The sequence below is a fragment of the Shewanella sp. SW1 genome (assembly GCF_025653545.1).
Taxonomy (GTDB): Bacteria; Pseudomonadota; Gammaproteobacteria; order Enterobacterales; family Shewanellaceae; genus Shewanella; species Shewanella oncorhynchi.
Genome location: NZ_JAKKSG010000010.1, coordinates 118,613 through 144,395, shown reverse-complemented (window position 1 = coordinate 144,395; position 25,783 = coordinate 118,613). Strand labels below are relative to the sequence as shown.

General features: G+C 47.0%; 20 protein-coding genes and 1 riboswitch. Of the genes, 14 read left to right on the top strand and 6 right to left on the bottom strand.

The genetic code is table 11. The annotated features are described in order from the left end of the window. Positions 1–49 precede the first annotated feature (49 nt). Both L5M71_RS10925 and L5M71_RS10920 read right to left on the bottom strand, forming a co-directional pair. A complete protein-coding gene (locus L5M71_RS10925; protein WP_263206757.1) occupies positions 50–2,611 on the bottom strand; it encodes a glycoside hydrolase family 15 protein in 2,562 nt (853 codons plus the stop codon). Positions 2,612–2,760: 149 nt separating this feature from the next. Beyond that, positions 2,761–4,422, bottom strand: coding sequence for an MFS transporter (locus L5M71_RS10920; protein WP_263206754.1), 1,662 nt, complete (start codon positions 4,420–4,422; stop codon positions 2,761–2,763). A gap of 890 nt (positions 4,423–5,312) precedes the next feature. Between L5M71_RS10920 and L5M71_RS10915 the strand changes: the two genes are divergently transcribed. Together L5M71_RS10915 and L5M71_RS10910 are read left to right on the top strand one after the other, a co-directional pair. Then, positions 5,313–5,606: a YciI family protein gene (locus L5M71_RS10915; RefSeq protein WP_198572268.1), complete on the top strand. Its 294-nt coding sequence runs from the start codon at positions 5,313–5,315 to the stop codon at positions 5,604–5,606. Positions 5,607–5,817: 211 nt separating this feature from the next. After that, positions 5,818–6,825, top strand: coding sequence for a class I SAM-dependent rRNA methyltransferase (locus tag L5M71_RS10910; protein WP_263206752.1), 1,008 nt, complete (start codon positions 5,818–5,820; stop codon positions 6,823–6,825). Positions 6,826–6,933: 108 nt separating this feature from the next. On the opposite strand, the gene L5M71_RS10905 is transcribed toward L5M71_RS10910, so the two are convergent. Then, positions 6,934–9,096 carry a glycoside hydrolase family 97 protein gene (locus tag L5M71_RS10905; protein ID WP_263206750.1) on the bottom strand — a complete coding sequence of 721 codons (2,163 nt, stop codon included), beginning with the start codon at positions 9,094–9,096 and terminating at the stop codon, positions 6,934–6,936. Between the two features lie 267 nt (positions 9,097–9,363). On the opposite strand from L5M71_RS10905, the gene L5M71_RS10900 reads away from it, so the two are divergent. The 3 genes from L5M71_RS10900 (at position 9,364) to L5M71_RS10890 (ending at position 11,710) form a co-directional block, all read left to right on the top strand. Then, the gene (locus L5M71_RS10900) at positions 9,364–10,155 is read left to right on the top strand and encodes a tRNA (adenine(22)-N(1))-methyltransferase (RefSeq protein ID WP_263206748.1); all 792 of its coding nucleotides are present in this window, start codon (positions 9,364–9,366) and stop codon (positions 10,153–10,155) included. A 279-nt stretch (positions 10,156–10,434) separates the two neighbouring features. Continuing rightward, entirely contained in the window at positions 10,435–10,965 is a 531-nt protein-coding gene (locus L5M71_RS10895; protein ID WP_131524087.1) for an NUDIX hydrolase, read from the top strand. Positions 10,966–11,113: 148 nt separating this feature from the next. Continuing rightward, entirely contained in the window at positions 11,114–11,710 is a 597-nt protein-coding gene (locus L5M71_RS10890) for a tRNA-uridine aminocarboxypropyltransferase (protein WP_131524086.1), read from the top strand. 55 nt (positions 11,711–11,765) lie between these two features. Here the strand turns inward: L5M71_RS10890 and L5M71_RS23130 are convergent, their stop codons facing one another. After that, complete coding sequence (locus L5M71_RS23130) at positions 11,766–11,912, bottom strand: pentapeptide repeat-containing protein (protein ID WP_411568987.1); 147 nt, start codon at positions 11,910–11,912, stop codon at positions 11,766–11,768. Next, the gene (trhA, locus tag L5M71_RS10885; RefSeq protein WP_131524085.1) at positions 11,888–12,571 is read right to left on the bottom strand and encodes a PAQR family membrane homeostasis protein TrhA; all 684 of its coding nucleotides are present in this window, start codon (positions 12,569–12,571) and stop codon (positions 11,888–11,890) included. The genes L5M71_RS23130 and trhA overlap by 25 nt, the downstream gene beginning before the upstream one ends. 493 nt (positions 12,572–13,064) lie before the next feature. On the opposite strand from trhA, the gene L5M71_RS10880 reads away from it, so the two are divergent. From L5M71_RS10880 to L5M71_RS10840, 9 genes are all read left to right on the top strand, one after another. After that, the gene (locus tag L5M71_RS10880) at positions 13,065–14,441 is read left to right on the top strand and encodes a hypothetical protein (RefSeq protein ID WP_263206745.1); all 1,377 of its coding nucleotides are present in this window, start codon (positions 13,065–13,067) and stop codon (positions 14,439–14,441) included. Positions 14,442–14,608: 167 nt separating this feature from the next. Next, positions 14,609–14,707: riboswitch (TPP riboswitch) on the top strand. A gap of 201 nt (positions 14,708–14,908) precedes the next feature. Then, on the top strand, positions 14,909–17,029 hold the full coding sequence (gene thiC / locus L5M71_RS10875; RefSeq protein WP_263206743.1) for a phosphomethylpyrimidine synthase ThiC: 2,121 nt from the start codon (positions 14,909–14,911) through the stop codon (positions 17,027–17,029). Positions 17,030–17,031: 2 nt separating this feature from the next. Continuing rightward, positions 17,032–18,954, top strand: coding sequence for a thiamine phosphate synthase (gene thiE / locus L5M71_RS10870; RefSeq protein WP_263206740.1), 1,923 nt, complete (start codon positions 17,032–17,034; stop codon positions 18,952–18,954). Further along, positions 18,947–19,846 carry a HesA/MoeB/ThiF family protein gene (locus tag L5M71_RS10865; protein WP_263206737.1) on the top strand — a complete coding sequence of 300 codons (900 nt, stop codon included), beginning with the start codon at positions 18,947–18,949 and terminating at the stop codon, positions 19,844–19,846. Before thiE ends, L5M71_RS10865 begins: the two co-directional genes overlap by 8 nt. Position 19,847: 1 nt before the next feature. Next, on the top strand, positions 19,848–20,051 hold the full coding sequence (gene thiS / locus L5M71_RS10860; RefSeq protein ID WP_263138807.1) for a sulfur carrier protein ThiS: 204 nt from the start codon (positions 19,848–19,850) through the stop codon (positions 20,049–20,051). A gap of 1 nt (position 20,052) precedes the next feature. Beyond that, a complete protein-coding gene (locus L5M71_RS10855) occupies positions 20,053–20,817 on the top strand; it encodes a thiazole synthase (RefSeq protein WP_263161357.1) in 765 nt (254 codons plus the stop codon). Then, positions 20,814–21,929, top strand: coding sequence for a 2-iminoacetate synthase ThiH (gene thiH / locus L5M71_RS10850; RefSeq protein WP_131524080.1), 1,116 nt, complete (start codon positions 20,814–20,816; stop codon positions 21,927–21,929). Before L5M71_RS10855 ends, thiH begins: the two co-directional genes overlap by 4 nt. 102 nt (positions 21,930–22,031) lie before the next feature. Further along, a complete protein-coding gene (locus tag L5M71_RS10845; protein WP_131524079.1) occupies positions 22,032–22,295 on the top strand; it encodes a chemotaxis protein in 264 nt (87 codons plus the stop codon). Positions 22,296–22,300: 5 nt separating this feature from the next. Beyond that, the gene (locus L5M71_RS10840) at positions 22,301–24,517 is read left to right on the top strand and encodes a putative metalloprotease CJM1_0395 family protein (RefSeq protein ID WP_263206734.1); all 2,217 of its coding nucleotides are present in this window, start codon (positions 22,301–22,303) and stop codon (positions 24,515–24,517) included. A gap of 154 nt (positions 24,518–24,671) precedes the next feature. Here L5M71_RS10840 and L5M71_RS10835 read toward each other — a convergent pair whose 3' ends face one another. Further along, positions 24,672–25,580: a LysR family transcriptional regulator gene (locus L5M71_RS10835; RefSeq protein ID WP_028759846.1), complete on the bottom strand. Its 909-nt coding sequence runs from the start codon at positions 25,578–25,580 to the stop codon at positions 24,672–24,674. Positions 25,581–25,783: the final 203 nt, after the last annotated feature.

The following is a 25,783-nucleotide window of genomic DNA, read 5'->3' as shown; positions in this document are numbered from 1 at the left end:
CAAAGTATCGTTAAGCTAATGCGCTATTTTAATCGGCTATTTCAACTTGTCATTTCAATGCCGCTGGGACGATAGGGTAATAATCCCAGACTTGGCCATCGGTCATTGAGCGCACCAGTTTGATGTATTCGGCATGGGTCCAGGCAAGCGGTGTGGCAGAGTTGGTGCCTTGTCCGAGTTGGTAATGATAACGGGTGGTGTCGCCGACACCGTCCCACGCTTGCTCGGGTAACATCATGCCCGCATTCGCAAAGGTTTCCATGCCTTGCACATAGGTGTTGATCAAGAGCTGCTTGGTTTGCTTGGCATTATTGCCAGTTAGCTCGCCTTTTGCTTGGGCGAGTGCTAATTCAAAATGACCGCGCTCGCCGGTGAAGAAGGGCCAGATTCGGCCGCGTTGATCGGCGCTGTTGCTGCCCGATTCCGCATAGTTCTTGCCAGAAACCGTATCCTCACCGTAGCCGTCGTTGCCATAACGTCTAAAGCCTGGGATAGTGCTGCCATCTTTGGCGGTAAACTCGTATTTTATGCGTAGGTTGTGCTCAAGCTCTGTATTATCAATCAGTTGAAGGCTTTGATTGATGAGCTTGTCGGTTGCACCGCGCACGCCATAACGCACTAGTTCTAAAAATCCGCCATCGAGGATTTGACGCTGATCTAAACCTTGCTTACCGTTATTTGCCGCCAGTGTATCGCTAGTGTTTGGCTCGCCATTCGGGCTTAAACGTAAATAGTAAGGCGCGCTGACATCTGCGCTGTTTTTCAATAGCCCTTGGGTGGTGACTAAGTGTTTTTCTAAACTATTACTTAAGTCTTTGGCGGCGGTAAGATAACGGGCGCTTGAAGTAATATCTTTAGCTTCTTTGGCAATTTCACTCGCGGCAACAAGACCGGCGATCACGGCAGCCGTTGTTGAGGGGGAGTAACCCGCTTGTTCTTCCCAACGTTCTTGCTGAGTTTTAGGTGGGGTGATTTGAGTGTGATTCCAATCCAGATTGACGTCACCGCCGCTGATCAAAAAGTCCGCTGCACCTTTGAGCATCTCTTGATACCAGTGACTGATCTCATCAGGGGTGAGTACGCCCGCTTGCCAGAGTTTCCAGCCGAGCATGATAGGCATGGCGGTTTGATCGAGCTGCACGCCGACCCATTCAATTTGGCCATCCACATGGGTCTTTTGCAGGAACCAACCGGGCGTACCCGTAAAGCCGGGCGTCTTTTCGGTCACTTGCACTTTTTTCAGGTATTCGAAGGCCACTTTGGGCGTTTGCGTGTCACCCATGGCGAGGAATGCCATGGCGCATTGGTAAAAGTCGCGCGGCCATACCGCTTTATAGCCAGTGCTCGGCACGGCTGCCGAAACCGTATCGCCCCAAGGATTAGATAACGAGGCGATAAGTGCGCCCGCATAGGTTTTATCTTCCTGCGCTTTCAAGACCATAGCGCTGGTATACAGCAGCTTGCCGCTATCTGTGGTGTTGTTAGCCATGTTAGCAATGGCGGACAGTGAGTTTAAGTAATCGTGCCAGCCGGTGTTGTATTTGCTGAGCACAGCATCATAACCTGCGGCTAAGCTGGCATCGGCATTGGCTAAACTCTGTGTTTCATCTTTACCAAAACCGATGGCGAGATTAAAAGTGACGGGTTTGGCTTTGATAAGCGTAGGGTAACTCGCGGTAAAGGCGATATTGCCAACGGTCGATTTATCTTGCGCACTGGTCGTTTGATAGGGCGTATCGAGTTTGCCGTTATCGGCCAAATCGGCTAGGCCATCGGAGACACCGACAAAGCCAGTCGTAGCCTGCACAAAATTCAGATCGGATTTTACCGTCATTACGCTACTGTCTTTGGCGGCGGTATAGGCCACCAGCGCCTGATTATTAGCATGAGTGTTGGCATGACTGTCAGTATGAGTGTCGATGCGGCCGATATCATTGGCGCCCGCATTGTCGATATGCGGATTGACATACAAATGCGGTGTAATGCCATCTTCAAAGGCGGTAAAGGTGACACGCATCATCAAAGTGTCGCGGTCGGGATCGGTAAAGATATGCTTTTCAATCTGATACTTACCTTCAACATCTTTATTGATAATTTTATAGGCAAGAGATTGTGGGCGACCGTTAGCATCTGTATCTAAATATTCTATGCTGCTGATGGTGTTCTCTTTTTCGGTATCGACAAAGCCATTCCCCGTGATCACAAATTGCAGTTCTTTGAGCTGCGCATTGTGAATAAGACCATACATGGTTTCGGTTAAAATACCTTGGGCGAGGGAGAACCAAACGCGGCTAATGGGATTTTGCTTGGCATCTTGATATTGACCTTGGGTATAAGGCTCGTAAGACGTCCCAATACCAGTTTTACCCGAAAATGCCCAAGTCGGTGCTTTACCCGGTGCGCCGGGCGCAACCCGCTGCACACTTGGCGCGGCATTCACACTTGTGGCAGTTGTTGCTGAATTCGACGTGGGTGAACAGGCCGCTAACCCTATTATCCCCAATAGGCTTGCGGCGACGGCAAGCGCTAGGCGGCTGCGTCTTGTTAACGCTTGTGTGTGACGGTTTTGGTTGGTGTGCAGATCCTGCTGCGGCGTAGGACTCGATTCCATCTCGTTCTCCCCAAATAATGGTTTTATTTTTATAGTGATTGAAATTGATAAAGATATTTTATGCTGCTGTGATTAGCCAAATGACCGAATTCACCGCGCTTAACATGCATTGCTGCATGTCGCCTAATGTGTATCGCTGTTATAAAGAGCTAACTTTTATGTGTTAATTTGCTTGTGGCTTTCGTGATTAAGTGGGTCTTGCGGTTCATCGCTTCACTTTGATTATTTGAGTTATTTTGTTCGACAATGTCTTGGTCGACAAATAATACGGCAATGCCTGCACACATCATCAAGACGCCACCTGTGATCAGTGCATAAATAGGTTGACCATCGAACAGACCATTGAGCACTAAACCCAGCACACTGGCGGCAAGAAGCTGCGGGATCACGATGAAGAAGTTAAAAATCCCCATGTAAACGCCCATTTTTTGCGGGGGTAACATGCCCGACAACATGGCGTAGGGCACAGATAAAATTGACGCCCACGCGATACCGACACCTATCATAGGCAGCCATAACAGGCTTGGGTCTTTAATAAAAAAGAAACTAATCAAACCTATACCACCACAGAACATATTGACTGTGTGGGTCAGCTTGATGCCAATACGCTTAGCCAGCATAGGAATAAAAATCGCGGCAATGGCGGCAAAACCATTGTAGGAGGCGAACAGTACGCCGACCCAATCTGCGCCGTCGTTATAAGCTTGGGACAACACATCGCTGCTGCCAAAATGGTAAGAAGTCACGGCGGCAGTGGTGTAAATCCACATGGCAAACAGTGCGAACCAAGAGAAAAACTGCACGATCGCCAGTTGATGCATGGCTTTGGGCATATGGAACAAGTCATCGACCACGCTAAATACCATGCCGAGCTTATTGCGTTCAGCGGGTTGTGAATTGCCCAAACGCAGCGCGCAATATAGTTGTAATGGGCCAAAGGCGAAAATCCCTAAGCTTAAGATATACAGTTGTTTATCTAAATCCTGCGCCCAAATAGTGAAGGTGAGCAGGGCGCCGAGACCCATCCACACGAAGGAGGCAAATTGATAATCCTTGCGGGTACGAGTGCGGGCTAAGGTTTGATCTTCAGCATTGACTTGTTTTGCGTTAAAGCTGGCTAATTCTTCAGGGGAATATTCTCTTGACGATACGACAGTCCAAGTGACCGCGAGCAATAATACTGTGCCGCCAAAATAGAAGGCATAACGTACTGAATCGGCAATTTCACCTGCTGGTGCAGTATTCGCAACATCAAAAAAGTGAGTCAAAATATAGGGTAAGGCCGAAGCCACCACAGCGCCAATACCGATGAAAAAGCTTTGCATGGCATAGCCTTGAGTACGTTGGCTTTTCGGTAAATTGTCACCGACGAAGGCGCGAAACGGCTCCATGGCGATGTTGATCGAGGCATCCATGATCCATAACATGCCGGCGGCAATCCACAGGGTAGGCGAGTGCGGCATGATAAAAATGGCAAGGGTAGTAAAAATCGCGCCAATCAAAAAATAGGGGCGACGACGGCCGAGGCGTCCCCAAGTGTTATCACTCAAATAACCAATAATAGGTTGAACCAATAAACCCGTCAGTGGTGCGGCAATCCACAGTATGGGAATTTCATCGATAGAAGCCCCCAAGGTTTGAAAAATGCGGCTGACGTTGGCATTTTGCAGGGCAAACCCAAATTGAATGCCTAAAAAACCGAAACACATATTAAAAATTTGCCAGAAACTCAACTCAGGTTGTTGCTTGAATGCATGCGGCAACTGAGGCGCTGCGGCTTGATGGGGATCTTGCTGGTAATTCGCAGACATTGAACTTCCTTTCTGTTGCCGGCAGTCGTTCTGCCTTGAGTGCTTATTGTTTTAATTGTTTTGCCTAGCAATGGATTGGCACTGTACTTTGCTTTTATGTGGTGAGCTATTTCATCACAGCCAAGAGCATACAATAAAAGCTAAGAGTCAGATTCATGGCTTATTCATGGTAGTTTCGCGCATGCCATGAATGAGTGTACTCTGTGAAAAAATGGCGAATATACTCCTCCCTCAGAAGCATATTCGCCGATAAATTCATTTCAAATTTGGGCTAACACCTTAATTCAAAGGGGTTAGCCCAAGTGAGTGGCCTAAAGCCAGTCAGCAGAAAGAACTTAAGCCTGATAGCAATCCTTGTATATAACCCTATCAGAAACGACCTCACAGATTTCAAACCCCACAAGCAGAGGGTGAAACGAGCGGATTTATAGTAGCCTCGGCGTAGATTTTTGCACAACTGCTTACATACGTATTCATCATGGCTTAGTAACTGGATGGAAACATAGGTGTAACGCATCTAGACGGTTTATCAATAGTCATAGGCTTGCTGGAATGCTCAAATAACTCTCTAATCTTGTTGGAATACTTGATGATCAGTCATTGCATTATTTTTTAGAAAAAAGGGTATTGTTATTGCGGATGTTAACTGAGTGATAAAATCAACCGCAGCATAACTGACGGCGAGTTCAATGCACTTAATCAGAGTCAGCATGCAATCAATATCCAGTACGGATGCCGATAGCTTGACTCGAAAGTCGCGCACTCTGCACTATGATAATAGCCAGCCTAGATATGGTGGGATCAGATAGGTACTTAGCTTATGATGATCGCCAGATTAAGTGTTTTTCGTTCGATTATTTTAAATTTTTTCAGTTGATTAAAGGATCCCTATGTTTGTTGTCTCGCTTACCTATAAAAAGCCAATTGCAGAAGTGGAGTTACATTTAGCCGCCCATATTGCTTATCTTGATGAGTATTATGCCGCAGGGACTTTTGTCGCCTCGGGTCGTAAGGTGCCACGTACCGGTGGCGTCATCCTCGCCAAGGCTGAAAGTCGCGCGGCGCTAGAGGCTATTTTGCAGCAAGATCCTTTCTGCATTGCCGATGTCGCTGAGTTTGAGGTGATAGAGTTTGTGCCGACTAAAACGGCGCCAGGGTTAGAGCCGTTGCTTGAAGTGATTTAACCTACATCTTTGTTTGAAAATTATTCCGTGCACTTGGTTATAACAGGCTTGGCGGGTTGGGGGACATAGAGTTCCCCCCATTTGGGTGTTAGTCGGTGTTTATGCTGTTTTCGGGGCGAACTTTTCCGATATTCTGCGACCTAGTTTGGTATTATGCCGTTTTCCCTCTTGAAACCTTACGCAGGTTTCCGCTGCGCGAGTCCCGCTTTTTATGTCTATTCAAACGCTGTTATCGACGGCTCTGGCGAAACGCCATGATTTTTTACAACAAGCAGAACAGGATCAAACCGATTGTTTTCGGGTGTTCCATGGCACAGTCGAAGGCGTCAGTGGCTTGAATATCGACCGTTATGGCGATACTTGGCTAGTGCAGAGTTTTCATCAGACCTTAACCGACGAAGAGTTGGTTGATGTCGGCACTGTTTTGTTGCAACAGGCCGATTTGCCGATAGTGTATAACGATCGTTCATTAGGCCATTCCCGTGTATTGAATGCCTTATCTCCCGCACTGACAGAGATTGCGAGTTCTGAGCGAGTAATGCAGGAAAATGGCATCAAGTTCAGCACTAAACTGCGCCACGAAGGACAAGATCCGCTGTTATTCCTCGATATGCGTATTGGCCGCGAATATGTGCGGGCACACAGCCAAGATAAAACTGTGCTGAATTTGTTTTCCTACACCTGCGGCATTGGTACTGCGGCAGCTATCGGCGGCGCGACTCAGGTGATGAATGTTGATTTTTCTTCTTTTGCTTTAGCGACGGGCAAAGCGAATGCGGCGTTAAATCAGGTGTCGAATGTATGTGAGTTTGTGCAGAGTGATGCGTTTCCGGCATTGCGCCAATTGGCAGGCTTGAGTGTGGGAGGGCGTCGCAATCAAAAATTACCGAGTTATCCCAAATTGGCGCAAACCCAGTTTGATCTGGTGTTCCTCGATCCGCCGCGTTATGCCAAGAGTGCTTTTGGTATTGTCGATTTGGTTAATGATTATCAAGGTTTGTTTAAGCCCGCATTAATGGCGACCAAAGTCGGTGGCACTATCGTTTGCTGTAACAATGTGGCGAAAGTCGAGCGCCAAGCATGGTTCGACAGTTTAGTGCGCTGCGTTGAAAAACAAGGCCGTACAGTCACTACGTACACTTGGCTCGATCCCCATGAGGATTTCCCTTCGTTCGATGACAATCATCCACTTAAAATAGTGGCGCTGACGTTAAACTAATCGTGTCACAGTAAACATAAAGGGCGCTTTTTAGTGCCCTTTCTTTATGGTGTGACTTTTGTTTATAGCGGCTTTGTTGCTCGCAACAAAGCCGTTAAAGCACTAAACCTAAAGCACTTTGAACCTTATTGCTGTACCGCCACTGCTGGCGAGTGCGAGGTTTAGGCTATCTTTAGCGCTCACCTCTTTTGTTTCAATCACATAATCATAGGGATTTGTTTTCCAATCGGCTTTTGCGCCATCGCGGTAAATTTGTGCTTGATAACGTTTATTCGGGGAGAGGAAATCCAGTTTGACCGTGACCTTGCGTGCGGTTTCATCCGTGAGTGCGCCTAAGTACCAATCATTTTGATCCTTCGCTTGGCGAGCAAAGACCACATAGTCACCGACTTCACCGGCCAGCGCGACACTTTGATACCAATCTGTGGGCACATCACGGATAAATTGGAAGGCATCTAAGTGCTTTTCATAATTGCGCGGCAGATCCGCTGCCATTTGGATTGGGCTATAGAGCACAACGTACAAGGCGAGCTGTTTGGTCAATGTGGTTTGCACACGATTTTCTGCATCCAACCCTTTGGGCGCTAAGTCAAAAATCCCTGGGGTAAAGTCCATTGGACCCGCAAGCATGCGGGTAAAGGGTAACATGGCCGTATGTTCAGGGCTGTTTGGTGGGCTACCCCAAGCATTGTACTCTTGGCCGCGGGCACCTTCGCGGGAGATCCAGTTCGGATAGGTTCGGCGCAGGCCTGTGTCTTTGATCGGCTCGTGGGTATTGATGCTGATGTGGTGTTTCGCTGCTTCAGTGACATTGTGCAAATACTCACCGACCATAAACTGGCCGTCGTGCCACTCGTGACGGGTAATGCCTTTGTCATCGATGCGCTTGATTTGGCCACCATCGGCGACATAGCCCGTCTTGACTTGAGTAACACCATGCTGCTCATACAGGGCGAAGGCATCAGCCATTTGATCGCGATAATGCGTGACTGAACCTGCGGTTTCATGGTGGCCGATTAAACGTACATTTTGTTTTGCTCCGTAGGCTGTGATGGCGGGCAGATCGAAATCAGCATAGGCCTTGGTAAAGCTAAATTGATCGCCATTGTGGAACCAGTCGCCGTCCCAACCTTCATTCCAACCTTCTACCAGTACACCATCAAACTGATATTTAGCGGCGAAATCCATATAACGCTTTGTTTCACTGGTGGTTGCGCCATGGGTTGGGCCCGAGCCCCAGGTATTTTCGTTTAAGTGCATTCCCCACCAAATACCGATGTATTTCCCTGGTTTTACCCAAGTAACATCGCCGAGTTTATTGGGTTCATTGAGGTTTAGGATGAGGTGCGAATTGAGCAGCCCAGTTGCTTTGTCGGCAATTTGAATGGTGCGCCACGGCGTATAAAAACCCATTTGGGTTTTGACGCGAATACCGTCTGACCAAGGCGTGAGATCCGCCTTAAGTTTGCCATCGCGCTGTTGATCTAAGGTCATGGCGGCAAAGTCCACCAAGGCAGCTTCGTGGATACTTAAGTGCGTTCCATCTGCGAGTTTAAAGGTGAAAGGCGTGTGGACTCTATCGACTTCTTTCAGCGCTGTGGTGCGATACAAATATTCGTAGCGATTCCAACCGCGGGCAGGGATCCACCAAGCGGTGGCTTTATCGGCTTGGCCGACATTGAACTCGGTTAACTCGTCTGTGATTGAGAGCGGCGAATTCGCGGGAAGGGCGGCTTGTTGGGCTAAGTGATAGCGAAAGCCAATACCATCGTCAAAGGCTTTAAACTCGACTTCGAGTTGCACCTTGCCGTTGCTTAATACTGCGGTCAGTTGATTGTGCTGATCGCGGATCCATTCCTGCTCGCCCCAAGGTTGTTGCCACTTGTCATCGGCACTTTTTTTCTCGCTGCTGTTAATCTGCAATCCTTGACCGAGTTCACCAAGGGATTGAAAAACTAAGCCTAAGCGGCTCGGTTCTATGACTGTCTTGCCGCGAAAATCGATTTTATATTCGGGGCGACCAGTATCGTCACTCAAGCTGATTTGAATTTGTTGGTTGGGTGAGCTGACGGTAACGGTTTTAGCAAATACGTTGGCACTAAAAAGACTCGTGACAGCAAGGGCGATGGCTGTAGGGCTTAATAGCGCTTGTGATAGTTTTTGTCGCGATGAGCTCTGGCGAGTGTGGCTGTTTGTTAAGTGGCAGTCTGTTACGTGACGGGCAGTTAAGTCGCTGCGAGTGAACTGAATAGGGTTGGTCTTGATGAACATTCCTTGATCCTTGTTTTTATAATGAATGTGACTCACAGCATACTAGTGGCGATGGCTTTTTAATCGCAACGGCCTGCATACGTATTCACCATATTAAGGCGTGGCGTAACAGACGTGACGTGAAGCACTGCGAGAGCACGAACAAAAGATGTGGTTTGCTTTTGACTCGGGTAAACTGCGCGCTTTCTTTTTGCTTAAAAATGCAATTTAGCGTGGGATTTACAGTGGGATTTACAGTATTTGGAGCCGCAGTAGTAAGGTCAAACCGTGAAAATTAGCCAACGTTTACAACAGATAAACAGCATGATCAGTGGTCATTACGACCATATTTGGGATTGCTGCTGCGATCATGGTTTGCTCGGTATGCTGTTGCTAGAAAGGAGCGCTGCCCGCCATGTACACTTTGTCGATTGTGTCCCTTCGCTGATGCAGGCGCTTGAAGTGCGTTTGCAGCGTTTCTTCCCCGCTGACATATCAGGCCTAAATTCACACTTAGATCCAAACTTAGATCCACACTTAAACCCGGACATAGACCCAAATTTAAGTCGTGATACTCAGTGGCAAGTGCATTGCCTTGATGTTGCGGCTTTACCGCTCGTGCAAACCAGTGACAAGGATAAACAGTTGATCATCATCGCTGGTGTGGGTGGTGAACTGCTGGTGGACTTAGTGCGGGCAATTCTAGCCCTGCACCCACAGCGGTACCTCGAATTTATTTTGTGTCCCGTGCATCATAATTATTATGTCAGGCAATCACTTTCGGCCTTAGGGCTAGGGCTCAAGTCGGAACTCTTATTGGAAGAGAATCAACGTTTCTACGAAATCCTCCATGTCAGTACAATCGCGGCTCCAAATGCTCTGCCTATCAGTGCTACGGGTTCGTTAATGTGGCAGATGCTAGATGAAGCAAGTTTGCCGCGAGCGCAGCGTTATTTGTCGCAGGTGATTGGTCATTACCAACGCATGCCCACGCATAAGCAAACACCAGCGATTATTGATGCCTATCAGCAGCAATTGGCCCAGCTCTTAAGTGAGCATAGTGAGTTTGAATGCGCTTGAGCATTTTTGCCGCTTGGGGATTACGCTGAGAACTAAGATGAGAACCAAAGATGAGCAGTTACGATGAGGATCAGGCGAAAGAGCTGATGCATCGCGATCTTAACATCATGGGCAAAACGATTTTAGCTTAAGCCTTTAATAATCAAGAGTCTAATCGCTAAAACCTATCAATCACTCGGACTGGACTGAGTGTGATTATTGCCTCTGCTACAGTTTTTGATCTGCATTTGGCACATTTTCGTTTATGCTGCGACTCCTTTTCGGCAAATGGCTACGACTATGCGTTTATTGAGAACCACCCAAGATCCAGCGGTTAACCTACAGACGGCACGCGTTTTTTATCGCAGAGCTGCCCGCGCGATAGTGTTATCGGGTGAAGACATTTTGCTACTTTATACCCAAAAATACCGCGACTACAGCTTACCCGGAGGCGGAATTGATGATGGCGAGAGTCTCGAAGATGGACTGATCCGCGAGCTACAGGAAGAAACCGGTGCCTTAGACATTCAAGTGTTAGCCCCTTTTGGTCGCTATGAAGAGTTTCGACCTTGGTACCGTGAAGGAGCGAATGTAGTGCACATGGAGTCATTCTGTTATGTGTGCCGTATTGACATCACATTGGGCGAGCGTGGTTTAGGTGAGACTCGATTAGAAGCCCATGAGATTAAAAATGGCATGCGACCTCAATGGCTCAATATTCATCAAGCTATCGCCCATAATGAAGATATTCAGCGTAATCATCCCCATAAAGGCCAATCAATAGAACGTGAAACTTTTCTGCTAAAACAGATAGTGTTGGAATGTTTGTAAGTTTTATCATTTTTAAATCATGTGTTTAATATATGATTTTATTTCACACATAACTGAGTGAGCAGGGTTTGGTTGGCGATTAAACGTCGTTATTTTAACCTGATCTTTTAAGCTGATACTGCTTCGAGCCTGTTCCTAAAATCGCTAGATGTTTAATGTTATTTCTCATTCTTTTGCCGCAGCAAGGAAGGCAATGCAGATTATTTTATTGACCCACGAGCGCGAGTTAACCCGCAAAACGAATACTGGCCAACTCGCGTTAGCCGCATTCCCTGAAGAGGTGAAAAGCATCGTCTGGTCGAGAACGGCACCTGATAACGATTTAGTGGCTATGTTGGCATCGCAGCAAGCCAAGCTGTTGTTTCCTGCAAGTGATACTGAGTTTGCTATGCCCACTGATATTAACCCCTTAGCTGAGCCAGCGCTCTCGAACGCACAAGCCTTGTTAGTGCCTGCGCAATCCACAGTCATAGCAGCACAACGAATGCCGAGCCAAGTGGTGATTTTAGATGCGACTTGGCAGGAGGCACGTAAGATGCTGCGCCAGAGCCCCTATCTTAAAACAGCCGCACGAGTCAGTTTGCCGCCACTTATGCCAGAATCCGCCTTTATATTGCGGCGTAATCAGCAAGAAGGGGGTTTGTGTACTGCAGAATGTATTATTGCGCTTTGGCGCCAGTGTGGCAGAGAAGAACAAGCGACGCTATTAGCGTCGCTGTTTACTGAATTGAATAGCCGTACTTGATTGCAGTGTTTGAGAGAGTGTTCGAGGAAGTGCATGAATAGATAATTAACGACTTTTAGCTTTGACCCATAGATAAATCACAGTCATTTAAATCAGAGCCAGCTGAATCACCATCTGTTAAGTCACAGTCATTTAAATCAGAGCCAGTTATATTACCATCAGTTAAATCATAGTCATTTAAATAACAGTCAGATATATACACAGAAAGTGACTCATGGCACCGCCGAGCACAAACAAATGCCAAATGGCATGGTTGAATGGAATGCGTTTACCGACGTAGAACACAACTCCTAAGGTGTAAAATAACCCGCCTAAGATTAATAGATTAAAGCCTACCTCTGACATCGCCGCCGTTAAATCGCCCATCACAGTAACACATAGCCAACCCATAGCGAGATACAACACTAGGCTTAACTTTTTGAATTTGTGAATAAATAACGTCTTAAATAGGATCCCACCAATTGCAAGCGACCAAATGGCCGTTAAAATCACTATCGACTGCGTGCCTTGTAAGCTTATCAGCATCAAAGGTGTGTAAGTTCCTGCAATTAAACAGTAAATAGCGCAGTGATCGGCGATCTTCAGTTTATGTTTCCAGCCTGAATGGCTAACGCTGTGATATAACGTCGAGCATAGGAAAAGCACTATGATGCTCGCACCATAAATGGTTACGCCCGTAAGTTGAATTGGCGTTAGGTGATCTTGACCTTTAAGCAGCATGAGCACCAATGCCACAATCCCCGCAATGACACCTAGGCCATGGGATACACTGTTAGCGATCTCTTCTTTGATACTATATGGTCCAGATTTTACCAGGTTTTTAACTGTGTTTGGCTGTTCGGTAACACTTTGACTCGACATGGTAGATACACACTCGTAAACGATAATGACTGAGTCTATCAGTTAGAAAAATAAATCACCATATTTAAGCGTACACTTGTAAGCTTAAATTTATGGTTGGCTTCTATTTTTCATCTTTTAGATTTTTAATGCTGTCTTGCACTCCCATCAGTGCATCGCATTGATGATGCTACTCGCTTCAAAACGTGAGATTTAACATTCAATTTAGCGCGATTATGATCCCAATTCCCAGCCTTATTTGTCTTAACTGGCAAGTGACTTATCAAGCACTGGCGTAAAGTACTGTGCTTGTAGCAGGTTGCATTCGCATTGAACTTTGCTCTGTTTGCCTCCTCTAATCTGCGTTGAGCACTCGTAAGTAAATGCAATTATTGGGTAATTCGCTTTCAATATTCACCAACCCGATATTGGATTGATATTGATTAGAGTGTAATCGTTCCACGTTAAGCATCATTGAAATCAATGGATACTATACAAAACCTAAGGATGGATTTTGCCTTTTCAACATCAACCCAAGGCCGCGCCTTTATTGACAGCATCTCCTACAGCGATAGCGATTGGAGATGATGCTGATAGTGCTTTGCTTTTTTCGGTCACATCGCCAGAAGGTGAGTCTTTTATTGCATTTGATCATCACTTCGGTGATCTGGATACTGCTCAAACGCCTGTTTTTACCACTGATGCCGAGCCGTCAGCGTTCAATAGCGGTGCAGGCCTTTTAGTCACTGAGCATGGCACCCAATCTATAGACCAAGAGCAAGCCCAAGATTTGGTACTGCAAGAAATCCATGCTGAACATCAAGATCAACATCAAGATAAATTGGTTGCTGAATCTGAATCCAAACCTGAACTGTTTAGGACGATACAAACTAGTGCTCAGGGATTGGGGACGGGATCCGTTTTGCGTGCTCGTCAGCCGTATTTCAAAGGATTCAGTTTGTTATTTTTTGTGCTCTTAGTGCATGCGTGTTTATTTTTACTTATCTGCATTTTGTGGCGCCCGCAGTTAAATCCCTTTGGATTAACTGAAACAGAAAGCCGTGGCCCTAAAGTGACAGCGATCAAGGCTTACTTTATTTATGCTCCCGCGGTAGAGAAAGCCGAAACCTCGGAGTCCAAAACTGAGATCAAGGCCGAGGATAAGACTGAAGCGACAAGTTCTGTTACGCCTACAATTGTTCCCACACCTCAAACTCAAGTGAAGCCTCTGCCAATACTTGAAAAGGTCATGCCTGAAACAATAGCACCCGAAAAGGCCGTCTCTGAAAAAGTAGAGTCGGAAAAAGTGAACCCAGATACGGTTAAACCGAACATCACTCAATCGAGCCAATCTCAATCAAAGAAAACTCAATCAAGTGCCCAAAGTGAAGTACAGCCCGCGGAAGTGACGGCAAAAAAACCAACTAATACGCTTGATACCACAGAAATGAAGCCGCAGCTTGGCGCTAAGAGTTCGCCCGCAGCAGAAGGTGAGAGCACAATAGCGACAAGCTCAAGCATGAGTTTATTCACCCAGCAATATTTTGAACGTCAGCGCGAGCAAGCGCTCGATGCTCTCGTCATTGAACAGGCCGATAAGTTCACCCGGAAATCGAATATGAGTGAAATGAGCCCAGAGATGGAGGTGCTATTTGTCCCTAACGCCGATGATTTCGGTGGCACAACGAGTTTAGATTTACCCTTAGACCCAAATCGTATTGTGCGTAAAGGGGATACTTGTTATCGCGTGGTACAAGTCGGCACTCAAGTTAATCCTAACGCCGAAAATTTAGGTTTTCCCATTAACTGCAGTGGCAAAAAAATCAATCAAGTTATTGATGATGCCATTCAATCTCGATTAAACAAAATGATGCTCAAACCCCATAAATAGTGACTTTCTTTTATGATTTATTTTCATTCTAATTATAGCTTTTTTAGTTTAATTTTATTTAATCAATTAAAAACAATTAATTATGAATCTTTATTTTGGATTGGTGGTTAAGATTTTTAATTGCTTTTTTCCTTGTTTGTTGCTGCCGCTTCTGTCTATACTGCGCACTCATCTTGTCGGAGTGCCTCTTGGCTGAGACCGTTTATTCGGGATCCGTTGAACCTGATCAGGTTAAAACCTGCGAAGGAAACAAGCGTAATAACACACATTAAATCGCCAAAATAGACGGCTTGAACACCTGTTAACTCAGCAGTGTTTTAAGCCTTAATGTTTAGATTTAATCGTTATTGAGCAGGGTAACTCAATTTTTGAAGCCAGTGTTGGCCACAAAAATTGATTGCCATGCCCAGCTATCAACAACTCAATTCTCCAGACAAGCAACTCCATTTTTTAACGTGAGATTGCTTATGTCCAGTTCAAACCCAAACCCAGCTGTAGCTGCCAGTGCGATAGAAATCACAGCGCCAGAATCGACAATCCCTAATAAATCGACTGAGTCTAGTCAATCAATCGTGCCTCAGGCGCCGAGTCGCCGCGAAACCCGTGCGCAGGCCCAAGCCTTTATCGATACGCTAGCGCCACTGCAACATCCTAATTCACAAAAGATTTATCTCGAGGGTTCCAGTGCCGATATTCGCGTTGGCATGCGGCAAATTCTGCAGACTGACACCTTGGTCGGCGGCACAGATGATGCGCCCATCATGGAAAAAAATCCGCCAATCCGCGTGTACGATTGCGCCGGACCTTATTCCGATCCTGAGGCCGACATCAATGTGCGTCTAGGCCTTGGTAAATTAAGACAAAACTGGATTCTAGCCCGCAACGACACAGAGCAATTATCCTGCGCGACCTCAGACTTTACCCAACAAAGACTTGCCGACGACGGTTTAGATCATCTGCGTTTTGAGGCTGGCTCGAGTGCCATTGTCCGCCCATGCAGAGCGCTGCAGGGCAAACGAGTCAGTCAATTACACTATGCCCGTCAAGGGATTATCACGCCAGAAATGGAATATGTGGCGATCCGCGAGAACATGGCACTTGCGCAAGTACAGGATGAAATCCTCAATCGTAAAGCCAAGGGCGAAGCCTTTGGTGCCTTAGTCGGCGAACCGATTACCGCCGAATTTGTCCGCGCCGAAGTTGCCCGTGGCCGCGCGATTATTCCGCTGAATATTAACCATCCCGAAGCCGAACCTATGATTATCGGGCGTAATTTTCTGGTGAAAGTGAACGCCAATATCGGTAACTCGGCGGTGACGTCTTCCATCGAGGAAGAAGTGGAAAAGCTTGTCTGGTCAACCCGTTGGGGTGCAGATACTGTCATGGATTTATCCACGGGTCGTTATATTCACGAAACCCGCGAGTGGATCATCCGCAACTCACCAGTGCCCATCGGCACAGTGCCGATTTATCAAGCGCTGGAGAAAGTGAACGGCGTGGCAGAGGATTTAACCTGGGAAGTGTTTCGCGATACCTTGATTGAACAAGCTGAGCAAGGTGTTGATTACTTTACGATTCATGCTGGTGTACTGCTACGTTATGTGCCGATGACGGCTAAACGCGTTACTGGGATCGTTTCCCGCGGCGGTTCAATCATGGCCAAATGGTGCCTGAGTCATCACAAGGAAAACTTCCTCTACAGCCATTTTCGTGAGATCTGTGAGCTTTGCGTCGCCTACGATGTATCCCTGTCCTTAGGTGATGGTATGCGTCCAGGCTCGATTGCCGACGCTAATGATGCCGCCCAGTTTGCAGAGCTTGAAACCTTAGGTGAGCTAGTCAAAATCGCGTGGGAATACGACGTACAAACCATTATCGAAGGACCGGGACATATCCCGATGCAGCTCATTAAAGAGAACATGGACAAGCAGTTAGCTCACTGCGATGAAGCGCCTTTTTACACGCTTGGCCCACAAATCACCGATATCGCACCTGGGTATGATCATTTTACCTCCGGCATAGGTGCGGCCATGATCGCTTGGTACGGCTGCGCTATGTTGTGTTATGTCACGCCAAAAGAACATTTAGGATTACCGAATAAACAAGATGTTAAGCAAGGTTTGATTGCTTATAAGATTGCTGCCCACGCCGCCGATGTGGCGAAAGGTCATCCGAGTGCGCAAATTCGTGATAATGCGCTGGCAAAGGCGCGTTTCGAATTCCGCTGGGAAGATCAATATAATTTAGGACTCGATCCTGAAACCGCGCGTGCTTATCACGATGAATCTTTACCGCAGGAATCCGCTAAAGTCGCGCATTTTTGCTCTATGTGTGGCCCTAAATTTTGTTCGATGAAAATCACCCAAGATGTTCGCGCCTATGCCGCTGGCTTAGAGGCGGCACAAGCGAAGGCGGAGCAAGTTGAAGCGGCTGCCCAAGCTATGCAAGTCACAATCAAGACGCCGCAGGAGTTGGAGGCGGCAATGGCGCTAAAATCGGCACAATTTGCTGCCTCGGGCGCCGAGATCTATCAGGTGATAGACAAGCAGGTAAAAGATAAGCTTGTCGCCGAAGCTGAGGAAGCCTAATTATGCTGGGTATTCATGGGGGGAAATTGCCCATGAATACCGAGCGCCCCGCGTTTGTCTGGACTATAGCCGGTTCAGACAGCGGCGGCGGTGCCGGTATTCAGGCGGACTTGGCCACGATTCAAGATTTGGGCTGTCACAGTTGCAGCGTGATCACCACAGTGACGGCGCAAAGCTCAGTGGCGGTCACTTTAGTCGAGCCCGTATCTGCGGCGATGTTAATGGCTCAGTTGACCACTTTACTTTCAGACTTGCCACCCAAAGCGATCAAAATCGGCTTACTGGCAGATCAATCTCAAGTCGCATTGCTGGCAGATTGGATCGCGAGTTTTAAAATCCACTATCCATCAGTGCCTGTGATTGTCGATCCTGTGATGGTCGCCAGTTGTGGTGATGCATTAGCAGTAGATAACAGTCAGGATATAAAAAGTACGGCCAAATCAGCTTTAGATTTCAAGCCTTTCAGAGGCTTAATCGAACTTATCACGCCCAACGTGCTCGAACTTGGGCGGTTAACTCACAGTGATGTTTCGACCAAATCGCAGTTCGTTGCTGCAGCACAGGCTTTATCCCAAAGTTTAGATTGCAATGTGCTCGCTAAAGGGGGCGATGTGAGCTTTGGCAGCACTGATATTCTTGATGATACTCATACTAAAACTCACGATAACACTCATGCTCAAACTCAGGCTAACGTTCATGTTAGCACTCTCGATAGCAACGGCTGGGATTTTGAGCTTGCCGAGGATTATCTGGTTTGCCATCAAGTACGCGCTAGCTCTGAGCTGCATCAAAATGGGCGTTTCTGGTTGGCAAGTCAGCGTGTTAATACCCGTCATAACCATGGTAGCGGCTGTACTTTGTCATCGGCCATTGCCGCCGTGTTAGCGCAGGGTTTTGTATTGCAAGATGCGGTGGTTGTTGCAAAAGCCTATGTGAGTCAAGGCTTAAGCTCGGCGATTGGTTTAGGGCAAGGTCCAGGGCCGTTGGCCCGTACGGGGTGGCCCAATGACTTGTCCCGCTATGCCAAGATAAATCTGTGTGATGGCAATTTTATAAGTCATCACCTCAATCAACATCTTGATGTCAGAAGTGATTTAGTTGCAACAGTTTTATCTGCAACAGATCAGGCAACCGCTCAGGTAAGAATAGCCTCGACGCTGCCGCAATACATTTCAGCCCACGGTTTTAAAGTGCTCGATGCCGATCTTGGTGTTTATCCCGTGGTGAGTGATTTAACCATGCTGAAAAGTTTGTTAGTTGCGGGCGTTAAAACCGTGCAGTTACGGATAAAAACCGACATCAGCGAGTTATCTAGTGCAGTGCTAGCCGAATCTGATTTAGGCAAATGTGAGTCAGGTAAGTCTGAGTTGGTTGGCTCTGAATTAGAAGCACAAATTCAAACGGCCATTGCCTTAGGTAAGCATTTTAATGCTCAGCTTTTTATTAATGATCACTGGCAGTTAGCTATAAAGCATCATGCCTTTGGGGTACATTTAGGCCAAGAAGATCTCGCCGTTACCGACTTAGCGGCCATTCAGTCGGCTGGGCTCGCATTAGGTGTATCCAGCCACAGTTATTTTGAGTTGCTACTGGCGCATCAATACTCGCCATCCTACATAGCGCTTGGGCATATATTCCCAACCACGACGAAGCAAATGCCTTCGGCGCCCCAAGGGCTCGCAAAACTTAAACATTATGTGGCGTTACTCCAAGACCACTATCCCTTGGTCGCCATTGGCGGCATCGACTTAGCTAATCTGGCAAAGGTGAAAGCCACTGGGGTGGGCAATATTGCTGTGGTGCGCGCCATAACCGAGGCTCAGGATCCAGTCGCAGCGTTTGCAGAGTTGAGCCAAGCTTGGGAGCAATGTAGCTTGTCTGAAGAACTGGCTGTAAAGCATGAGTTGGTTGCTAAGCATGAGTAAAAACCAACCGCTTGCTCACGCAGAGGTTCTTTGCGACGGTACACAAAGCGCTCATACACTCAGTGATTCAGATTTCATGCGTTATTCTCGGCAAGTCTTATTGCCAGAGGTCGGTGAGGCAGGGCAATTGCAATTGGTCGACGCCAGCGTTGTTATTGTAGGGCTTGGCGGCTTAGGGCAATTGGCGGCGCAGTATCTGGCTTGTGCTGGCATTGGCAACTTGACCTTAATCGACATGGATAAGGTTGAAGTTTCGAATCTACCAAGACAATTGCTATTCACCGATGCCGACATTGGACTCAATAAGGCGCGAGTTGCCAAGCAAAAGCTCAAAGGCTTAGCGCCGCAGTGCACTGTTACTGCCCATGAAACAGCATTTAGTGCTGAGACATCAGCTCATCACTTCGCTGAGGTTTTACAATTAAAACAACAGGGTAAAAGAGGGCTCGTGCTTGACTGCACTGATAACTTTGCGACCCGCCAAGCCATTAATCGCAGCAGTATCGAAGCTGCTTTACCTTTAGTCAGCGCGTCAATCGCAGCATTTAGCGGCCAATTGTTTGCAGTCGATCAAGTGCAGTTCCCCTCTGGTGGTTGTTATCACTGTATTTTCCCCGCACAGACGAGAGTGTCACAGAGCTGCAGTACCCAAGGCGTACTTGGTCCGAGCGTGGGCGTGATGGCGTCAATGCAATCTTTGGTGGCTATGCAACTTTTGTTGAATATGGATAGTTGTAATGAATCGAAAAGTGCCTTGTTGGGGCGTTTTTGGCGCTTCGACGCTAAATCACTTTCATGGACTGCGGCGATATTAACGCGGGATCCCCATTGTGACATATGTGGCCCCAAAGGGGCTTATCTATCATCAAATAAAGATAATCTTGAGGTTTGATATGATTTTAATTCACATAAATAATATCCCACAGTCGTTGACTGAACCGACTTCGCTCGCGGCTGTGATCCTCGCGCAAGATATTGCCCTCGACTCAGTTGCTATCGTGTTGAATGCAGAGGTGGTTCCGCGCAACCGCTGGCAATCTATTCTCTGCCAACATGAAGATAAATTAGAACTTTTTTCAGCAGTGGCGGGAGGCTAATATGTTAACGATTGCCGATGTGGAGTTTGAATCACGGTTATTTACCGGAACGGGAAAATTCAGCAATAGCCAAGTGATGCTTGAGGCGATAACGGCTTCAAAATCGCAGTTAGTGACAGTCGCGATGAAAAGAATTGATTTTAAAATGGGGTTTGATGATTTACTCACGCCGTTACGTCAAGCGGGTGTCCGGCTATTGCCTAACACTTCGGGGGCGAGAAACGCCAAGGAAGCGGTGTTTGCGGCAGAGCTTGCCCGTGAAATGCTGGGAACTCATTGGATTAAGCTCGAAATCCACCCCGATCCTAAGTACCTGATGCCCGATGCAATTGAAACCTTAGCAGCGGCCAAGATTCTCTGTGATAAAGGTTTTATCGTGATGCCCTATGTGCATGCCGATCCTGTGCTGTGCCGTCGTTTGGAAGAAGTGGGCTGCGCTGCTGTTATGCCACTGGCGAGTCCGATTGGCAGTAATCAAGGTTTAGTCACTGAAAGCTTTTTAAAAATCATCATAGAGCAGGCGCGGGTGCCAGTGGTGATCGATGCCGGCATTGGCGCGCCTTCACAGGCTGCGCGAGCAATGGAGCTGGGCGCCGATGCGGTGCTCGTTAACACCGCAATCGCCAGCAGCGCGTCGCCGATAGTGATGGCCGAGTGCTTTAAGGAGGCAGTGCAATGCGGTCGGCGAGCCTTTGAAGCTGGGCTTGGCCGAGTACAAACGGGCGCGGTACAGACCAGTCCTCTGACGGGATTTTTAAACCAATGAATTTTGTAGCTGAATTTGCCAACATTCCACGGGATAAACTGTTACTCGATTTGTATTCTTGCACAGCCCAAGATGTCGAGCGGGCGTTAGTGAGTCCGGCAGGGGATTTGCGCAACTTACTGGCTTTGTTATCACCTGCGGCAGAGCCTTATATCGAAACCATGGCACAACGTTCAGCGGCGCTTACGCGGCAGCGATTTGGCGCGAATCTGGGCATGTATTTACCGCTATACGTCTCGAATCTGTGCGCTAATGAGTGTGATTACTGTGGCTTTAGCATGAGTAACAAACTCAAACGCAAGACCTTGAATGAACAAGAGTTGATGGCTGAAATAGCCATTATCAAAGATAGGGGCTTCGATTCTATTTTACTGGTGTCGGGTGAGCATGAAACTAAGGTTGGTATCGATTACTTCAAGCAGATTTTGCCATTGGTAAAGCAGCAATTTAGCCATTTGGCGATGGAGGTCCAACCCATGAGTGAGGACTATTATCGCCAGTTAGTCGCGCTAGGTTTAGATGCTGTGATGATTTATCAGGAGACCTATCAGCCCGAGACTTATGCTCGTCACCATTCCCGAGGTAAAAAAATGGATTTTGCCTATCGCTTAGCAACACCGGATAGAGTTGCGGCGGCGGGGGTCGATAAAATTGGTCTTGGGGTGTTACTGGGGCTGGATGATTGGCGTTTAGATGCGTTAATGATGGGATATCATATTGACTATTTAGAGCGTCGCTATTGGCGCACTCGCTTTAGTATTTCGCTGCCAAGGTTAAGGCCTTGTACTGGCGGGATCACCCCAAAAGTTATGCTATCGGATTTAGGTTTAGTGCAAATGATTTGTGCATTTAGACTTTTTAATCATCAGCTTGATATCAGTATGTCGACAAGGGAAAGCCCTGAGCTGAGGGATAATCTTTTGCCACTTGGAATTACTCAAATCAGTGCGGGTAGTTCGACACAACCGGGCGGCTATCAAGCACCCGACAGTCAACTCGATCAATTTGAGATAAGCGATGATCGCAGCGTCGAGCAAGTCATCGAACAGATGCAACGGCAGGGTTTTAATCCCGTATTTAAGGATTGGGAAGCCAATTGGATCACAGGATAAATAAGACCGTAAATAAATGGTGAGAATGCGGATAAAACCTGTACTTTTGCAGGTAATTGGTCAATAATTGACCCATTAATCACAGCGTGCAGGAATACCGTTATGCAAATCCAATCTGCTTATTCATCCGGTCTGCAAGGCTTGCAAAGTGCTCAATCTGGGCTCACTCAAGCAACAATAGATGTGGCTAAACCTACACCGACTCAAAGTGCGGCTCCGGCTGAATCTACAAGAGATGTTGCGCAGCCTGATAAAACCTCGGCATTACTTAACGCTAATGAGTCATTAAGACAAGGGGAAGCGTCAACAGAAGTGATTGAAACTGATTCTGAAACGATAGGTTCGATCATTAATATTAAGGTGTAAATATCATGTCGGTTGTGGCGCTATCACCTAAGGTTGGAGCGCCATCCTCTTCATTTTCGGCACATGATAAGATGCTCAGCTCGAATCTAAGCCAGAGTCAAAGCCAGAGTCACGCTAATAGCACTTATCAAGGAGCCAGCGCTCACACTGCAGGCTCCGCAAAAATTGAAGCGAGTGGTGTCCATGAACTACAGGTTACTGGAACTTCATTTGCTCCAGTTCAAGCCACGCCTATTACTTCATTAGCTGCTAACGTTTCCCAATCTCTCCACTCATCACCGAATGTGTCTTTTGCTGCTTCTAGTGCTGTTTCATCAACTGCAGCACCTGTACTTCCTGTACTGAATGGTGCAAGCCAAGCACCCAAGATCGATCCTTTTTCCGTACCAACGCCAAGGAGCAATCCTCAGGTAAATACGTTAAATGATCGAGCGAGCTTACATGCCGATGCGAGTTTTAGTTTGTTAACAGGACCAAGATCCATTTCTGGTATACGCGGGGGACAGATTACGACACCTATTTCTACTCAGATATTTTCGCCTGTCGCGGGTACGAGTAACAGCGGACTTGGGGTAAATTCCTTGGCTACAATAAGTCCAAATCTCAGTGTAACGAGCAATATTCCCGTTGATATTTTTACGCCTCTGAGTCCATCAATTGGTACGAGTGGTACTGATATTCCTGCTTTCAATCCATCAAGCACGGGTGATGTTTCTCCAATAATGCCTGATTTAGCTACTGTGTTTGGACCACAAACTGTCTTTACTGGAACTGCGTTAGTTGATCCCACTACGTCCGATTCTGCAATCAACAGTTCTGTAAATAAGAGTGCTGTAAATAAGAGTGTAGCAACGAGTGCAGGGCCTGTTGGCCAGTCAAACTCTGCGCAAGCCGTAGATCAATCCGCTAGCAGTGATGTTGCTCAACCGACTGTGTTAGAGCAATTTACTCAAGTTTTCGGTGAAGCTCAGGCTCAAGCTGGTCCTGTAGATGCTCCTGCGACAGCGTCTAACCCAGATGATAGTCAACAAGTCTTAGCTGCTGTCTTTGCCCCAAATGATAATCAGCTTGAAAAGCAAGTACAGGAAGAAGAATCGCGGAAACAGCAAATAGCAGCAGCGGAAGAGGCAAAGCAGCAATCACTGGTTCAGCAGGCTCAGGAACAAGAGATACAAGCCCAAGAAAAAGCGCAGGCTCAACAGCAACAGCAAGTCGATGAACTTAAAACTCGAGATTCAGAGGTTAAAGCCCATGAGCATGCCCACGCAACCGTCGGAGGACAATACGCTCAGAGCCCGAGTTTTAAGTATGAAAAGGGTGCTGATGGCCAACGTTACGCCACCGATGGCGAAGTGCAGATTGATGTCTCTCCAGTGGGAGGCGACCCGCTTGCAACGATAAACAAAATGAAGCAAGTTTATGCCGCAGCAATGGCTCCTGTTGACCCGTCATCAGCGGATATCCGTGTTGCCGCGGAAGCCTTGCAAAAAATGAATGAAGCTAAGGTGATGCTGGCAGAGGAGCGACAAAAACAAATTGTTGACTTGCAAACGGCTCAAACATTAATAGACGCAGATGCACAAATCAAAGAGTTGCCACCGTTAGAAAAACATACACCTGTAGTGACGGGAGACGTTGATGAGTCCGGTAATATTGCTCAGCCCCAAGAGGCTGTATTCACCCCCGCCTCTACTGCGCTTGATAAGCTAAAACAAGCGATCGAGGCGCAAACGGTCAACACGAGAGTCATTGATACTGGTTCGAAAACCTCTTCTGATATCAGTGACTCAGTCACTACATCGACCACAGTGGAAACGATTGAGCCACCGACCGCAACTTTAGCATTTGGAGAAGCTTCAACTTCAGCGGATTTAGCGACGGGTTTTATCTCAAGATCCGATAGTGCTGCAAGCCGTTATTATGTCGCGGTTGCACAAGCCAGTGCTGGACCTTCAGCTCGTGTCGATATGACGTCGCAAGCCAATATTCAGCCTTCTTATCTGGCATCTTCAAATGATCTGCTTAGCAATTTGCAATCTACGGATGTTTTGTCCGCAAACGATGTAAATGAGCAGTCTTCAAATATCAGTGCTAGCGCGAATTCGAATGTGTCTTTGCAGAGCAAGTTATATGTGGTAGATGACCTCTTGCAGGAGACAGGATTTATTCAGCCGCAATACTTGGGTTATCAACAAGCGCGCTATGTCGACTTTAGTGTGTAAGATTAGGTTTTAAGCTTTAACTTTTTCCATGATTCGCTTTTCATTATCTTTTTCGAAACAACTTCTCAGCGCCACTAAGAACTAAGCATTTAATCAGCAGTTAGCACTTATCGTTTTGCTCACTCGAATTGATAACTCTTTTTGTATCTTGCTGTTAATGACTATTCGTCGTTTCAATTCCATGCTGTTTTAAAATCAAGGAAGCAAGCAGTTTTGATGCAGGCCCTTGTTGATCCCTATTAGGGATAACTAAGCTCAACATGATGCGACGTTTTTGGCTGCCCTCAAGGTGTAAACGTACTAGATTACCCGAAGCCAATTCTTCTTGGACTAAGAAAGAGGGGATCCAACAGAAACCAATACCTTGATTTAAAATGACTTTAGCTTCATGGAAGTTAGAGACTGTCCAGCGCTGCTCAGCTTTGAGCCAGCCTATGTCGATATTGGATTGCACGCCGGTATCTTTGATCACTAACTGTAAATATTGTGCCAGTAGTTTATCGTCTTCAATTGTGCCTAAGTCAGCGAGTGGGTGATTTGGATGACAGACGAGGTAGAGTTCTTGTTCACATAAGGGTTCGGATAAATACCCTTTAGGCGGCACCCCTGCACAGATAGCAATATCGACTTTACTCTGCTGAATGAGCTCTTGAGTGCCGGTGATCACTGAGTCCAGCATGATGATTCGAGTGCCACGACTATGGGGCAGAAACGCATTGAGGGCGCACACTAAGCTTTCCATCGGATAGATAATTTCACGGGCAATCGTGAGTGTCGGCTCCCACCCTTGTTCGAGATTACTCGCAAGTTGTTCTAACTCATTGACGGCTTGGGTGACATGCCGTGAGCGGCGCAGCAGCACTTCGCCCTGCGGGGTGAGATAGGCTTTACGGCCTTTGACTTCGAGTAGCTCGATACCTAACTGATGCTGTAATTTGGCAACGGCATGGTTAAGTGACGATTGACTCTTGTTGAGTTTTTCGGCCGCTTGGGCATAGCCGCCAAAATCGACCACCGCTTGCAAAATACGCCATTGTTCTAAGGTAGATTTAGCTCGAGTCATTATAATCTCAAAAAAACGATAGATTGAGGCTTATAGTGGCCACTTCTTACGACTTTTTCAATTAAATATCATAGAGTCAGTCATTCTCACGACATATAGATAGTTATGTCGCGCTAAGTTATTAAGGTGATAGAGAGGCTAATCATGACGATTTTCAGTGTTTGCGCCCGAGCGAGTCACAAACACATCCTAAGCATTCACAC